This is a genomic window from Streptomyces venezuelae (genome assembly GCF_008642275.1).
Taxonomy (GTDB): Bacteria; Actinomycetota; Actinomycetes; order Streptomycetales; family Streptomycetaceae; genus Streptomyces; species Streptomyces venezuelae_E.
The window spans coordinates 3,365,359-3,378,172 of the sequence record NZ_CP029189.1; the positions used below are offsets into that span (position 1 = coordinate 3,365,359).

15 protein-coding genes are annotated in these 12,814 nt (G+C 72.3%); 8 read left to right on the plus strand and 7 right to left on the minus strand.

Annotated features, from left to right (window positions below; all coding sequences use genetic code 11):
• Positions 1 to 461: 461 nt before the first annotated feature.
• Positions 462 to 731, minus strand: coding sequence for a DUF4031 domain-containing protein (locus DEJ51_RS14600; protein ID WP_030766289.1), 270 nt, complete (start codon positions 729 to 731; stop codon positions 462 to 464).
• A gap of 7 nt (positions 732 to 738) precedes the next feature.
• The gene (locus DEJ51_RS14605) at positions 739 to 1,113 is read right to left on the minus strand and encodes a hypothetical protein (protein WP_030727652.1); all 375 of its coding nucleotides are present in this window, start codon (positions 1,111 to 1,113) and stop codon (positions 739 to 741) included.
• 334 nt (positions 1,114 to 1,447) lie between these two features.
• Here DEJ51_RS14605 and DEJ51_RS14610 point away from each other — a divergent pair, with 334 nt between their 5' ends.
• The 5 genes from DEJ51_RS14610 to DEJ51_RS14630 are packed head-to-tail and all read left to right on the plus strand — an operon-like array spanning position 1,448 to position 6,106.
• Entirely contained in the window at positions 1,448 to 2,290 is an 843-nt protein-coding gene (locus DEJ51_RS14610) for a MurR/RpiR family transcriptional regulator (RefSeq protein WP_150261925.1), read from the plus strand.
• A 31-nt stretch (positions 2,291 to 2,321) separates the two neighbouring features.
• A complete protein-coding gene (gene murQ / locus DEJ51_RS14615; protein ID WP_150257979.1) occupies positions 2,322 to 3,251 on the plus strand; it encodes an N-acetylmuramic acid 6-phosphate etherase in 930 nt (309 codons plus the stop codon).
• Positions 3,252 to 3,308: 57 nt separating this feature from the next.
• On the plus strand, positions 3,309 to 4,892 hold the full coding sequence (locus tag DEJ51_RS14620) for a PTS transporter subunit EIIC (RefSeq protein WP_150257980.1): 1,584 nt from the start codon (positions 3,309 to 3,311) through the stop codon (positions 4,890 to 4,892).
• Between the two features lie 46 nt (positions 4,893 to 4,938).
• Entirely contained in the window at positions 4,939 to 5,481 is a 543-nt protein-coding gene (locus DEJ51_RS14625) for a hypothetical protein (RefSeq protein WP_150257981.1), read from the plus strand.
• A 34-nt stretch (positions 5,482 to 5,515) separates the two neighbouring features.
• Positions 5,516 to 6,106, plus strand: a complete 591-nt coding sequence (locus tag DEJ51_RS14630) for a GNAT family N-acetyltransferase (RefSeq protein WP_150257982.1) — start codon at positions 5,516 to 5,518, stop codon at positions 6,104 to 6,106.
• 7 nt (positions 6,107 to 6,113) lie between these two features.
• On the opposite strand, the gene DEJ51_RS14635 is transcribed toward DEJ51_RS14630, so the two are convergent.
• On the minus strand, positions 6,114 to 7,559 hold the full coding sequence (locus tag DEJ51_RS14635) for a hypothetical protein (RefSeq protein WP_150257983.1): 1,446 nt from the start codon (positions 7,557 to 7,559) through the stop codon (positions 6,114 to 6,116).
• 143 nt (positions 7,560 to 7,702) lie between these two features.
• Here DEJ51_RS14635 and DEJ51_RS14640 point away from each other — a divergent pair, with 143 nt between their 5' ends.
• Positions 7,703 to 7,906, plus strand: a complete 204-nt coding sequence (locus DEJ51_RS14640; RefSeq protein ID WP_150257984.1) for a hypothetical protein — start codon at positions 7,703 to 7,705, stop codon at positions 7,904 to 7,906.
• 30 nt (positions 7,907 to 7,936) lie between these two features.
• Here DEJ51_RS14640 and DEJ51_RS35040 read toward each other — a convergent pair whose 3' ends face one another.
• Entirely contained in the window at positions 7,937 to 8,581 is a 645-nt protein-coding gene (locus DEJ51_RS35040) for a hypothetical protein (protein WP_223835811.1), read from the minus strand.
• Positions 8,578 to 8,799, minus strand: a complete 222-nt coding sequence (locus DEJ51_RS14650) for a hypothetical protein (protein WP_150257985.1) — start codon at positions 8,797 to 8,799, stop codon at positions 8,578 to 8,580. Before DEJ51_RS14650 ends, DEJ51_RS35040 begins: the two co-directional genes overlap by 4 nt.
• Before the next feature lie 116 nt (positions 8,800 to 8,915).
• Between DEJ51_RS14650 and DEJ51_RS14655 the strand changes: the two genes are divergently transcribed.
• The gene (locus DEJ51_RS14655; protein WP_150257986.1) at positions 8,916 to 9,752 is read left to right on the plus strand and encodes a helix-turn-helix domain-containing protein; all 837 of its coding nucleotides are present in this window, start codon (positions 8,916 to 8,918) and stop codon (positions 9,750 to 9,752) included.
• Complete coding sequence (locus DEJ51_RS14660) at positions 9,736 to 9,990, plus strand: DUF397 domain-containing protein (protein WP_150257987.1); 255 nt, start codon at positions 9,736 to 9,738, stop codon at positions 9,988 to 9,990. Before DEJ51_RS14655 ends, DEJ51_RS14660 begins: the two co-directional genes overlap by 17 nt.
• Before the next feature lie 4 nt (positions 9,991 to 9,994).
• On the opposite strand, the gene DEJ51_RS14665 is transcribed toward DEJ51_RS14660, so the two are convergent.
• Both DEJ51_RS14665 and DEJ51_RS14670 read right to left on the minus strand, forming a co-directional pair.
• Positions 9,995 to 11,176: a S8 family peptidase gene (locus DEJ51_RS14665; RefSeq protein ID WP_150257988.1), complete on the minus strand. Its 1,182-nt coding sequence runs from the start codon at positions 11,174 to 11,176 to the stop codon at positions 9,995 to 9,997.
• A gap of 273 nt (positions 11,177 to 11,449) precedes the next feature.
• Positions 11,450 to 12,631, minus strand: coding sequence for a S8 family peptidase (locus DEJ51_RS14670; RefSeq protein ID WP_150257989.1), 1,182 nt, complete (start codon positions 12,629 to 12,631; stop codon positions 11,450 to 11,452).
• Positions 12,632 to 12,814 lie beyond the last annotated feature (183 nt).

The following is a 12,814-nucleotide window of genomic DNA, read 5'->3' on the forward strand; positions in this document are numbered from 1 at the left end:
GGTGGTCAGGCCCCCGTCCCGGGATTCGCAGTCCCGGCGGGGGCCGACGTATGTCAGCGGGGGTGTGGTGTCTCGCGCTGAGCGTAGATCAGGCAACCCTCCCCGAAGCCAGCCGAGTTGGCATATTTCACTCAAGCGAGTGAGCGCCCCGCCATGGGCGGGAGGGGGTGGGGTTTGGTGCGGTGCTTTCACTCTCGTGCCTTGAATACCGGGACCGTCCCCGCCACCGGAGGCCCACCGGACGGGCTCCGGTACCTGGACGATTTCCGCAGGTCAGGGGCACGGCGGTCCGAGTGCGGGCCGTATGGTCGGCCAGGGGACGGGCCGGGACCGACGCCACCGCCCGGCGAGCGCCCGGGCACGGACGGGCCGCGCCCGGAGCCGGTGAGGACCGCGACGACACCCTCCCGCGGAAGCCCTGCGCAGGCACGGGGATTCCGGCCGCGGGGCGGCGGAAGCGGTTACGCGGCGGGCCGGCCCTTCGGGCGGCGCAGACCCGCCGCGGTGAGGCGGCGGACGAGTTCCTTGCTGCCGATCTCCACCGCGCCGGCGCCGACCGCGTCCGCGTACCGGTACGAGGGCACGTCGTAGTGGTCCCGCTCGAAAGCCCGCGGCGGACAGCCGATGGCCGCCGCGAAGGCGTGCAGCTCCTCGTACGAGACGTCGCTGACCAGGTGCGACCACATGCGGCCGTGCCCCGGCCAGGTCGGCGGGTCGATGTAGACGGTCACCGGCGGCTCACCGGAGTCCGAAGACCGGGCCCAGGCCGCCGATCGCGGCCACCTTCACACCCGCCTCCGAACACACCCAGTGCGGGTCGGGTCCCAGCTCCGGCTCCACGTCCAGCGCGTGCGGCTCACCGTGGTTGCAGACCGGGCAGAGCGGCCATCGTCCGTACTTCTCCAGCAGCGCGTCCTTCACGTCCTGGGCGACGAGTCCGGCAAGGTAGTCGACACCCTCCGGCCACTGCTCCACCCACCACCGGCGGTGCGTGACCGAGTCCTCGACGAGGGAGACGACATCGGCGTCGGCGACCTCGCCGGCGGCGAGGTCGGCGAGAACGAGGGCACGGGCGACGTGCAGCGCCTGCTCCAGGGGGGTCGCGTGGTCCATGCGCCCATTGTGGACCCGCGAGGCCCCGGCGACGAAGGCCCTCTTTCCGACGACCCAACGGCGTATTGACCGCACCCCGCCCTGAAAATAAGTTTCAGTAGTGAGCCAGAACGCGAAGGAAACCGCCAACCGCCCGCCCACCGGCCCCGCCGCACGTGCCACCGCACACCCCGCCCCGGCCCCCGCCGCACGCTCCAGCGCAGGCCCCGCCGCAGGCGCAACCGCAGCCGCACGCTCCAGCGCAGGCCCCGCCGCAGCCACAGCCGCAAGCTCCAGCGCAGCCGCAGCCACAGGCACCGCCCCGGCTCCCCCGCCCCACGCCCTCCGGGCCCGGATCCGCAGCCTCGGCCCCTCCATGACCCGCTCCGTGCAGGCCGTCGCCGAGGCCGTCGCCGCCGACCCCGCCGGCTGCGCCCGGCTCACCGTCTCCGCCCTCGCCGAACACACCGGCACCAGCGAGGCCACCGTCGTCCGCACGGCCCGCCTCCTCGGCTACCCCGGCTACCGCGACCTGCGCCTCGCGCTCGCCGCCCTCGCCGCCCAGCAGGAATCCGGCGCCGCCTCCGCCGTCACCGTCGACATAGCCGTCGACGACCCGCTCGCGGACGTCGTAGCGAAGCTGGCCCACGAGGAGGCGCAGACCCTCACCGACACCGCCGCCGCCCTCGACCTCACCCAGCTCGCCGCAGCCGTCACGGCGCTCGCCACCGCCCGCCGCATCGACATCTACGGCGTCGGCGCCTCCGCCCTCGTCGGCCAGGACCTCGCCCAGAAGCTGCAGCGCATCGGCCTCCTCGCCCATGCCCACGGCGATCCCCACCTGGCCGTCACGGGCGCCGTGCAACTGCGCCCCGGCGACGTCGCCGTCGCCATCACCCACTCCGGCACCACCGGCGACGTGATCGAACCGCTGCGCACGGCCTTCGAGCGCGGTGCCACCACCCTCGCCCTCACCGGCCGCCCGGGCAGCCCCGTCACCCGCCACGCCGACCTCGTACTGGCCACCTCCGCCGCCCGCGAGACCCGGCTGCGCCCGGCCGCCATGTCCAGCCGCACCAGCCAGCTGCTCGTCGTCGACTGCCTCTTCGTCGGCGTCGCCCAGCAGACCTACGAAACCGCCGCACCCGCCCTCGCCGCCTCCTACGAGGCCCTCGCCCACCGCCACACCGCCCGCTGACACCCCCAGCCGGCCCGCCAGGGAGCCCGCCATGACCGCCCACGCAGACCTCCGCGCCCAGCTGGACACCCTCACCACCGAGGCCTTCCGTCCGGAGCTCGCCGAGATCGACCGCCTCCCCACCCTCGACATCGCCCGCACCATGAACGCCGAGGACGCCACCGTCCCGGCCGCCGTCGCCGCGCAGCTCCCGCACATCGCCGCCGCCGTCGACGCGATCGCCGAGCGGATGTCCCGGGGCGGTCGGCTCGTCTACGCGGGCGCCGGAACCGCCGGCCGGCTGGGCGTCCTGGACGCCAGCGAATGCCCGCCCACCTTCAACACCGACCCCGGCGACGTGGTCGGCCTGATCGCGGGCGGCCCGTCCGCCCTGGTCACGTCCGTCGAGGGCGCCGAGGACTCGAAGGAGCTGGCCGTCGCGGACCTCACCGCGCTGGAGATCGGGCCGCACGACACGGTCGTCGGCGTCTCCGCCTCCGGCCGCACCCCGTACGCGCTCGGCGCGGTCGAGTTCGCCCGTACCCGCGGCGCACTCACCGTCGGGCTCTCCTGCAACGCCGGGTCCGCCCTCGCCGCGGCCGCCGACCACGGCATCGAGGTCGTCGTCGGACCCGAGCTCCTCACCGGATCCACCCGCCTGAAGGCCGGCACCGCCCAGAAGCTCGTCCTCAACCTCATCTCGACCATCACGATGATCCGCCTCGGGAAGACGTACGGGAACCTGATGGTCGACATGCGCTCCTCGAACGAGAAGCTGCGCGCCCGCGCCCGCCGGATCGTGGCGCTGGCCACCGGCGCGCCCGACGAGGAGATCGAAGCCGCCCTGACCGCGACCGGCGGCGAGGTGAAGAACGCCGTACTCGTCGTCCTCGGCGGGGTCGACGGCCCGACGGCCGCCGAGCTGCTCGCCGCCTCGCAGGGGCACCTGCGCGCCGCCCTCGCACTCGCCCCCACCCGCTGAACCCCGTCCCCCGTCCCCCGCCCCCGTCCCCCCGTCCCCGACCCAAGGCGACCCCACATGTCCACTGACAAGAACCGCGCCACCGCCGCCGCGATCCTTCCGCTGGTCGGCGGCCCGGACAACATCACCTCGATCGCCCACTGCATGACCCGCCTGCGCATCTCGCTGCGCGACCGCTCGCTGGTCCAGGACGAGGCCCTGCGCGCCCTGCCCGCCGTCCTCGGCGTGGTCGAGGACGGGACGAGCTACCAGATCGTGCTGGGCCCGGGCGCCGTCGCCCGCGTGACCCCGGAGTTCGAGGCGCTGGTGGAGGAGGCCCGCTCGGCCACCCCCGTCACCCACGCCACCGCTCCCGCCACCGCCCTCGCCTCCGCATCCGCCTCCGCATCCGCATCCGCGATCACCGCGGACGACCTCGCCGCGCAGGGCGCGGCACTGAAAGAGGCTCAGAAGGCCCGCAACGCGACGCCCTTCAAGCTGTTCCTGCGCCGGATCGCGAACATCTTCGTCCCCCTGATCCCGGCACTGATCGGCTGCGGCATCATCGCCGGCCTGAACGGCCTGCTGACGAACCTCGGCTGGGTACCGGCCGTCGTCCCCGCCCTCGCCGCCATCGCCTCCGGTTTCATGTCCCTGATCGCGGTCTTCGTCGGATACAACACGGCCAAGGAGTTCGGCGGTACGCCGGTCCTGGGCGGCGCGGTCGCCGCGATCATCGTCTTCCCGGGCGTGGCGAAGATCGACGCCTTCGGCCTGGAACTCAAGCCCGGCCAGGGCGGGGTCCTCGGCGCGCTCGCCGCCGCGGTCCTCGCCGTGTACGTGGAGAAGTGGTGCCGCCGGTGGGTGCCGGAGACCCTGGACGTCCTCGTCACCCCCACCCTCACCGTGCTCCTCTCCGGCCTCGTCACCCTCTTCGGCCTCATGTACCTCGCCGGTGAGGCCTCCGCCGCCATCGGCACCTGCGCGAACTGGCTCCTCTCCCACGGCGGCGCCTTCGCGGGCCTGGTCCTCGGCGGCCTCTTCCTCCCCCTCGTGATGCTCGGCCTGCACCAGGCCCTCATCCCCATCCACACCACCCTCATCGAGCAGGACGGCTACACCGTCCTGCTGCCCATCCTCGCCATGGCGGGCGCGGGCCAGGTCGGTGCGGCCATCGCCGTCTACCACCGCCTCCCGCGCAACGGTTCGCTCCGCGCCACCATCAAGTCGGCGCTCCCGGCCGGCTTCCTGGGCGTCGGCGAACCGCTGATCTACGGCGTGTCCCTGCCGCTCGGCCGCCCGTTCGTCACCGCCTGCGTCGGCGGCGCGGCCGGCGGCGCCTTCGTCGGCCTCTTCGGTCAGCTGGGCATGTCCTTCGGCTCCACCGCCATCGGCCCCTCGGGCTGGGCCCTGTTCCCGCTGCTCGACGGCCGCGCCGGGGCGGGCACCACCCTCGCCGTCTACGCGGGCGGCCTGCTGGTCGGCTACCTGGTGGGCTTCGCCGCCACCTACTTCTTCGGCCTGAGCCGCGCCCAGATCGCCGCGCTCAACCGGAGCGAGGACGAACCGCCCGCGACCCCGGCGGACCGCCCCGGCCACTCCCCCGCCCCGGCCCCGGCGGCCGGCGCCGAGCCCGCGGATCCCTCCGTACTCACCCACTGAACGGGACGGCCGGCCCCCGCCCGCCCCCGGCGCTACGATCGCGGCCATGAGCGACAGCGCGATCATCGTCGCGGAGCTGACCGTCCCCGCCCGGGAAGCCCCCGACCGCGCGGCCGCCACCGCCGACTGGCTCCTCGAAGAGGGGATCATCCGGACCAACGACCGGCCCGACCCCCTCTGGCGGCCCAGCCGCTACGTCCCCGGCCCCACCGCCTCGACGGCCCTCGCCGACCGGCGCCACACCCCCGGCGACGCCGTCGGCGACGGCGTCGACCTCCTCGACCGGCGCCAGGTCCACGACCCCGGCGGCAACTACACCCCTCCGGGCTGCCCGCGGTGCGCCGTCCCGCTCGACGAGGACACGCACACCGCACTGATCCTGCCCTGGTTCGACGGGGACGAGCCCCTCGCGACCTGCGCACACTGCGGGGCCGCCGCACTCCTGGGCGACTGGACCGGACACTGGGCCGTCCTCGTCTCCAACCTCGCCGTGCGCTTCACCAACTGGCCGCCGCTCGGCGACGCCTTCCTCCGCGCACTGCACGCCCGCCTCGGACCCCGCTGCCGCCTGATCCACCATCTGCTCTGAGCCGGACACCCCGACACCGGGCAAGATGGCAGCCATGATCAACTCCATACCCGCCGTGGTCCCCGCCGGACGGATGCGCGCCCTGCCGCAGCCGGAGTTCGAGCTGCCGGGCGGACTGCTGCTGCGCCCCTGGGCCGCCCACGACGTCCCCGCGCTCGTCGAGTCCTGCCTCGACCCGGACATCCGGCACTGGAACCGGCCCGCCCTCCTCACCCCGGCCGAGGCCGAGGAGCGGATCGCCCGCTGGCACGCCCGCTGGCAGGACGAGGAAGCCGCGATGTGGGCCGTCGCCCCCGCCGCCGGAGGCCCGGCCGTCGGACTCGTCGGCATCGCCGACCTCGATCTCGCGGGCGGCAGCGGCGAGATCCTCTACTGGCTGCTGCCCGCCGGGCGCGGCCGCGGGGTCATGGTGCCCGCCACGGAACGCGTCGCACGCTGGGCCTTCGAGGACCTCGGCCTGCACCGCGTCCGCATCACCCACTCCGTGGCGAACCCGGCCTCCTGCGCCGTCGCGACGAAAGCCGGTTTCCCCCTGGAAGGCACCATGCGCGGCGCCCTCCTGCACGCGGACGGCTGGCACGACGAACACCTCCACGCCCGCCTGCGCACCGACGCCCCCGTGTGAGGGAGGGTCAGCGGGCCTGGGGCGGAGGCGGCGTGGGAGCGGCGGTCGAGGGCGGGGCAGCGCCCTTCTCGGTGGCGCGGGCCTTCTCCAGGAGCTCCGGATAGGGCGTCTGCGCCATGGAGCCGTGCTCACGCGAGAGTCCGTACCGCTCGATGGCCTCCTGATTCTCCAGGGGGTGCGGACCGCCGTAGTCGATCCGTTCCCCGGGCGGTGACACGTCCACGTTGAAGCGCGGCCAGTCGCCGCTGTCGACCTTCCACACGGTGATGCGCTGCGGGCCGCGGGTCGCGTTGAGGATCTCGCTGCTGTTCTCCATCTGCGACCGGTCCCGGTACGCCGCGCCCTTCGGAGCCCCGTCCCCGTCCTCCTTCACGATCCGGGCGGCATCATCCACCCTGGAACGCTGGTAGTCGGGGGACAACGTCATCCTGTCCTTCCTGATCACATACACCTCGGTCTCGGCCCTGAGCGCCTCGTACGGATGCTCCTTGCGGTTTTCAGGATGCTGGATCTCGACGACCGCGTCCTGTGCCACTTCTTCTCCGGGATTCAGCACGCGGCCGACCGGTGTGACGAACTCCCCGTCGTCGATCAAGTCGTACTGGGAGAGCTCCACGTCGGGCGGACTGGCCGGCGCACCGTGAATCCAGTAGATGCTGCCGAGGAGATAGACGGGGACCTGTCCGGCGTTCTTCACGGACAGGTGGACCGTCACGTACAGCGACCCGCCCTGTTTCATGTTCGATTCTTTGAACTCGGCCCCGCCCAGGATGAGGGGCGTCGTCACATAGGGCACGTAGATCTGCGAGTACGCCAGGTTGGAGCCGGCGAGAAGCACGGAGACGACCACTCCGATCGCAATCGACTTGGGAACGCGCAGCCCCTTCCACGCCCGGCATTCGAGGAGTTCCCACAGGGCTGCCACGGACCAGACGCCGAGTGCTATGCCGATCGCGGTGTACCGGTTCAACTGCTCGCCGATCTGCAGCACAAGGATGGAAAGGCTGCAGAAGAGCGCGATCAGGACTCCGATCAGAACGGCCACCCCGGAGTAACGCCACCGCCGCCCGCCCCAGTAGTCGACCGCGGCGGCCGCAGCAACCACTTCCATCACCGCGACCGCAAGGATGGTGAAACCCGCGATGCGTCCGCCGTAGGTCAGGGCCTCGTTGCTGTCCGACGCCCCGATCTTGAAGAGCGGATACGCGGTGGCGAGGAGGCCGACGACCATGAAGAAGCCGGTCGTCCTGCGCAGCCCCGCCCGGTCCGGCCAGACGGTCTCGTCCTCGCCGAGCCAGCGGACAGGGTTGTCCTCCGGTACGCCTTCACGGCTCAGGATGCTTCGGAATTCCTGGTAGGACCAGGCCTTGCCCTCGGACCTGCCGTCGATCAGCACCTCGCGTACTCCGAGGTCGTCAGGCGCCCCCACGACCACTACGCGTGCGTTTGCCATGACACCAGCCTGCCGCCGCTCCGGGGCGGGCGCCTCCGGAGCGCGCCCCGCGTGGGCACTGCCGCGTCAGGGTGCGCCCGACGCGGCAGCGGGCCAAGCTGGAGGTGAGCTGTTGGTGTCCGCTCGACCCCACGGGAGCCTCCATGCGTACACGACTTCTCGGCTTCACCACCGCCGTCGTACTGGCCCTGCTCGGCGCCTCGGTCCCTGCGGCACAGGCCGCGGCACCGGCCGTCACCGGACCGCAATGCACGCAATCCCAAGGCTCCGTGGAGTACATCTCCACCACCAGCCTGTGGACCTGCATAGGCGGCGCCTACGACGGCGAGCTCATCACGTCGAACTGAACGCCCGCCGCCGCCACTTCCCGAACCCTCTCAGCCCGCGGCGGTCCGCAGGAACCACACCAGGTCGTCGACGCCGTAGCCGAGCTTCGGCCCGCGCTCGGCGGCCATCAGCAGCAGCTGGCCCACGATTTCGGCACCCCAGCCGTCCGTACCGTCCTCGGACCACTCCCACAGCTTCTCGATGCCCAGGTCCGACATGAGCAGCCCGTGCTCCGTCCGGATCTCGCGGCAGGTCTCGGCGACGGCGTCCAGCAGCCGCACCCCGGGCCGCTCGCAGCGCAGCCCGAAGTACCCGCCGACGTAATCGACCACACACCCCTGTGGCGGCCGCGCCTCGATGCGTTCGTAGCTCGGCTGCTCGCCCACCGGGCAGTGGATCAGAGTGAACCGCTGCCACCCCGGCGGCGGAGGCGGCTGGGGACGCCACGCGGTCAGCCCGAAGGCCTCCTGGACCAGCGCGGTGGCCTCGTCCGCCGTGCCGGCCGTCCGCACCTCCCGGCGCTCCCCGTCGTCCCCGACCGCGTTCCAGACCGTGCCGCCCTCCCGCCCCTGCACGCGCACGGACAGCCCCATGCCTCCACGCCTCCACGCGCCGGCGGCGAGGGCGGTTTCCAACCCCCGCAGCTTCCAGCCGAGTTCGAAGGCGAAGTTCACCGCCTCCACGGACTCGCTCACGTACCCGCCGCCCGCTCGTGGAGAACGGCGGCCAGGCGGAGCGCGGTGTCCAGGTTGCAGCGGCCGAGATCGACCAGCGGCAGGCCGTACGTACCGGCGGCCGAGACCCGCTCCACGCCCAGCGAGGGGAACAGCACCCCGACCGCGGCGAGCGATTCCCGCAGCTGCCGGACGGCCTCCTCGGCCGCCTCCATGCGCTCCTGTGGGGAGAGCACCATGACATGTCACCTTTCCACTCTGTGTATCCGACTTCGACACACAGAGTGGCGACGGGCTCGCTAGCCTTTCAAGTGAGGGCCCCTCAACAACCGGACATGTTGCTCAGGGAGTTGTCATGCCACAAAAGAACCTCGATCCCTCGTCCTCACCCCGCGCCCTCCTGGGCGCGGAACTGCGCGTGGCGCGCGAACGCGCGGGCCTGAGCCAGGTCGAACTCGGCGAGCGGCTCTTCGTCAGCGGCTCGTTCATCGGCCAGCTCGAAACCGGGACGCGCCGCATGCAGCTGGAGTTCGCCCGCCAGATCGACCAGACCCTGGAGACGGATGGTTTCTTCGAGCGCAACTGTGGGGCGGCGGCCGAGTCCAAGTACCCGGACCACTTTGCTGCGGCTGCCGAAGCGGAGGCCCAGGCGAAGACCATCCGGGAGTACGCGCCGCAGATGATCCCTGGACTGCTCCAGACGGAGGCCTACGCGCGTGAGGTGTTCCGCGCGTACCAGCCGACGGCCACCGAGGAGACCATCGACGAACTGGTCACGAATCGCCTGGCCAGGGCCTCACTGCTCAATGACCCAACAACCCCACAGTTGTGGTGCGTCCTCGACGAGGCCGTCCTACGTCGCGCCGGGGAGAGTCCGGCAATTCTGGCCGAAGCGCTGCGACACATCGCGAGGCTGATCCGATCGCGCCGGATCATTGTTCAAGTCCTGCCGTTCAGCGCGGGTCCCCATGCAGCCATGGAGGGGTCCCTGAAGCTGATGTCGTTCGACGACGCACCCCCGCTCGCGTACGTCCAAGGCATGGGAACAGGGCAGCTGTTCGATGATCCGGCGACGGTCACTCAACACACCCTGGCCTACGATCTCCTCACGGCCAACGCGCTGTCACCGCGCAAGTCCCTGGCCCTGATCGAGTCGGTGGCGGAGGAATACGGACATGCCCAACACACCTGAGTACGAACTCTCGACAGCCACATGGCACAAGTCCAGCTACAGCGGCGGCGACGGTGGCGAGTGCCTGGAGATGGCAACCTGGCGGAAGTCCACGTACAGCGGCGGCAGCGGCGGCGACTGCCTCGAAGTTGCCGACGGCCATCCCGATCTCGTTCCCGTGAGGGACTCCAAGCAGCCCGAAGGCCCGCACGTGGTGTTCCACGCGCAGGCCTGGGCCCGGTTCGTCAGGTCGCTCTGAGCGATCAGAGGCCGTCGGTGAACAGCAGCTTGTTCGGGCCGTCGTCGCTGAGGTTCTGGACGATGTCCTTCGTGGACACCTCGTCCAGGAAGTCCGTCACCTCCGCCGGCAGCGCGTTCGGGTGCTCCGACTTGTAGAGCGCGGCCACGCCGGTGACGTGCGGCGCGGCCATGGACGTACCGTCCAGGGCCACGCTGCCGCCGCCCAGACGCGCGGAGATGATCTCCTTGCCGGGGGCGTAGATGTCCAGGCAGGTGCCCCAGTTCGAGAAGTCGGTCTCCTCGTCGAAGCGGTTCGTCGCGCCGACCGTCACCACGCGCGCGGCGGAGGCGGGCGAGACCCGGCAGGCGTCGATGTTGTCGTTGCCCGCCGCGATGACCGGAAGCACGCCCCGGTCCGACAGGGCGGTCGCGGCCGCGTTGACCGCTTCGAGCCGGCCGCCGCCCAGGGAGGCGTTCAGGACGGCGGGCTGGCGGGCGTTGTTGGCCACCCACTCGAAGCCCGCGATGATGCCCGACCAGGCACCCCGGTTGTCACAGCCGAGGACCCGGACGCTGACCAGGTTCACCTTGCGCGCCACACCGAAGGTCTCCCCGCCGACCGTGCCCGCGACGTGCGTGCCGTGGCCGTTGCAGTCCAGGCCGTTGCGGCCGTCACCGATGGCGTCGAAGCCCGGACGGGCGCGGCCGCCGAACTCGGCGTGACGGAAGTCGATGCCGCTGTCGAGGATGTACGCCGTCACACCCTGGCCGCTGCGGTTGGCGCTGAAGTCGTTGTCCAGCGGCAGGAACCGCTGGTCGATGCGGTCCAGGCCCCACGAGTGGGCGGGCGACTTGGTCCCGATCCCGGTCGCCGGGGCCGGCGGCGCGGTCACCGTCGCGTCCTCCGCCACTGCCGTCACACCGCTCGTCGCACGGACGGTCTTCAGCTGCGCCGCCGTGAGGGACGCCGCGAACCCGTTGATCGTCTTGGTGTAGGTGAACTTCGACGTCAGGCCCAGCTTCTTCGCGAACGCCGCCGGGGCGACCTTCTTGTCGAGGGTGACGATGTAGCTGCCCGGAATGGCTTCCGCGGAGGTGATCAGCGGGGCCGGGGTCGGCTCAGGCGTGTCGGCGGAGGCCGCACCGGCCGCGACGGGGGTCACTGCGAGGAGGGCGGCGGCGGTCAGGGCTGCGAGCTGACGCATGAAGGGAACTCCCAGAAGTGCGAGGTGCATCGGCGTGGGTGAGCCGCGCTCCTCACAGGCGAAAGCCTCCCGGAGCGCGGCCCTCCCCTTCATCGGGTGCGGTACGGCACGACCTTGAGCCGCCCGCCGCCGCCTGGCCGATAGACCGGGAAGCTTCCCGGGCGTCCACCGCGCACGGCGCAGAAAGGGTCATCCCCGGCGTTCTCCTGGGGCCGGGCCTTGGAGGCACCCCCTTCGAAGATTCATTCGTACGGGTGACGTGACCGACAGGTGTCAGAGGCCTCCGGTGAAAAGGAGCCGGTTCGGGCCGGTCGGGCCGGCGGCCTTCAGCACGTCCTTCGTGGACGCGTCGACCAGGAAGCCGCCGAGCTCCGCCGGGCCCGCCCCGGGGTGCGCCGCCTTGTAGAGCGCGGCGACACCGGTGACGTGCGGCGCCGCCATGGACGTACCGTCGTGGGCCACGCTGCCGCCGTCGAGCTGGGCGGACACGACACCCTGGCCGGGCGCGTAGAGGGACACGCACGGGCCGTAGTTGGAGAAGAAGGCCTGTTCGTCGGCCTCGTTCGACGCACCGACCGCGAACACCCGGTCGGCCGAGGCCGGCGAGACCGTACAGGCGTCCTTCGCCGAGTTGCCCGCCGCGAAGACCGGCAGCACACCCCGGTCGGCGACTTCGGTCGCGGCCCTGTTGACCGTGTCGGACGCCTCGCCGCCCAGCGAGCCGTTCAGCACGGCCGGCTGCCTGGCGTTGTCCGCCACCCAGTCCAGGCCCGCGACGACCCCCGACCACGTGCCCGAGCCGTCGCAGCCGAGGACGCGGACACTGACCAGGCTCACCCCCTTCGCCACCCCGTACGTCCTGCCGCCGACCGTGCCCGCCACATGCGTACCGTGGCCCTGGCAGTCCGCCCCGTCCCGGCCGTCGCCCACGGAGTCGAAGCCGGAGCGGGCCCGCCCGCCGAACTCCTCGTGCGCGTAGTCGATGCCCGTGTCGAGGACGTACACGGTCACCCCGGCGCCGTCGCCCGCGGTCGTGAAGCCGCCGTCCAGCGGCAGGGCGCGCTGGTCGATCCGGTCCAGGCCCCACGTACCCGCCGACCCGCGGACCGCTCCCGCCCGGCTCGGCGTCGGCACGGACCGCACCTTCGCGTCCTCCTCGACGGACTTCACCTCCGGGCTGCTGCGGACGGCCGTCAGCTGGAGCGGGGTCAGCGGCACGGCGAAGCCGTTCAGCGCGGAGGTGTAGACGAACGACGGCTCCAGGCCGAGCGCCTCCGCGACCTCGGCCGGGTCGTGCCCCTCCGCCACGGTCACGAGATACCGGCCGGGCACCGCGTCCCTGGAGGTGACCAGCGGGGCGGGGGTCGGCTCCGGAGCCTCGGCGGAGGCCGCGCCGGCCCCTACCGGGGTGACGGCGAGCAGGGCCGCGGCGGCGAGCGGGGCGAGCAGGCGCATGGAGGGAACTCCCGGGAGGGGTGGGGACACGAACGGGCCCCGCCCGCCCGGCGCCGATCGCTCCGACAGGTGTGGCCCTCATCCACATCGCTGCCACACCGGTACGGGTCGCACAACCCTCCCTCACCCGGCCGCCGGTCCGGCGGGCACGTGCCCGGCGCGGTCCGCCGCACCCGCCGCGGC

Excerpts from the sequence above, each read along its gene's own strand:
- DEJ51_RS14605 (WP_030727652.1), bottom strand. The coding sequence starts at position 1,113 with ATGGACCACGCGACCCCCCTGGAGCAGGCGCTGCACGTCGCCCGTGCC.
- murQ (WP_150257979.1), top strand. The coding sequence starts at position 2,322 with ATGACCGCCCACGCAGACCTCCGCGCCCAGCTGGACACCCTCACCACC.
- DEJ51_RS14620 (WP_150257980.1), top strand. The coding sequence starts at position 3,309 with ATGTCCACTGACAAGAACCGCGCCACCGCCGCCGCGATCCTTCCGCTG.
- DEJ51_RS14625 (WP_150257981.1), top strand. The coding sequence starts at position 4,939 with ATGAGCGACAGCGCGATCATCGTCGCGGAGCTGACCGTCCCCGCCCGG.
- DEJ51_RS14630 (WP_150257982.1), top strand. The coding sequence starts at position 5,516 with ATGATCAACTCCATACCCGCCGTGGTCCCCGCCGGACGGATGCGCGCC.
- DEJ51_RS14635 (WP_150257983.1), bottom strand. The coding sequence starts at position 7,559 with ATGGCAAACGCACGCGTAGTGGTCGTGGGGGCGCCTGACGACCTCGGA.
- DEJ51_RS14640 (WP_150257984.1), top strand. The coding sequence starts at position 7,703 with ATGCGTACACGACTTCTCGGCTTCACCACCGCCGTCGTACTGGCCCTG.
- DEJ51_RS14650 (WP_150257985.1), bottom strand. The coding sequence starts at position 8,799 with ATGGTGCTCTCCCCACAGGAGCGCATGGAGGCGGCCGAGGAGGCCGTC.
- DEJ51_RS14655 (WP_150257986.1), top strand. The coding sequence starts at position 8,916 with ATGCCACAAAAGAACCTCGATCCCTCGTCCTCACCCCGCGCCCTCCTG.
- DEJ51_RS14660 (WP_150257987.1), top strand. The coding sequence starts at position 9,736 with ATGCCCAACACACCTGAGTACGAACTCTCGACAGCCACATGGCACAAG.
- DEJ51_RS14665 (WP_150257988.1), bottom strand. The coding sequence starts at position 11,176 with ATGCGTCAGCTCGCAGCCCTGACCGCCGCCGCCCTCCTCGCAGTGACC.
- DEJ51_RS14670 (WP_150257989.1), bottom strand. The coding sequence starts at position 12,631 with ATGCGCCTGCTCGCCCCGCTCGCCGCCGCGGCCCTGCTCGCCGTCACC.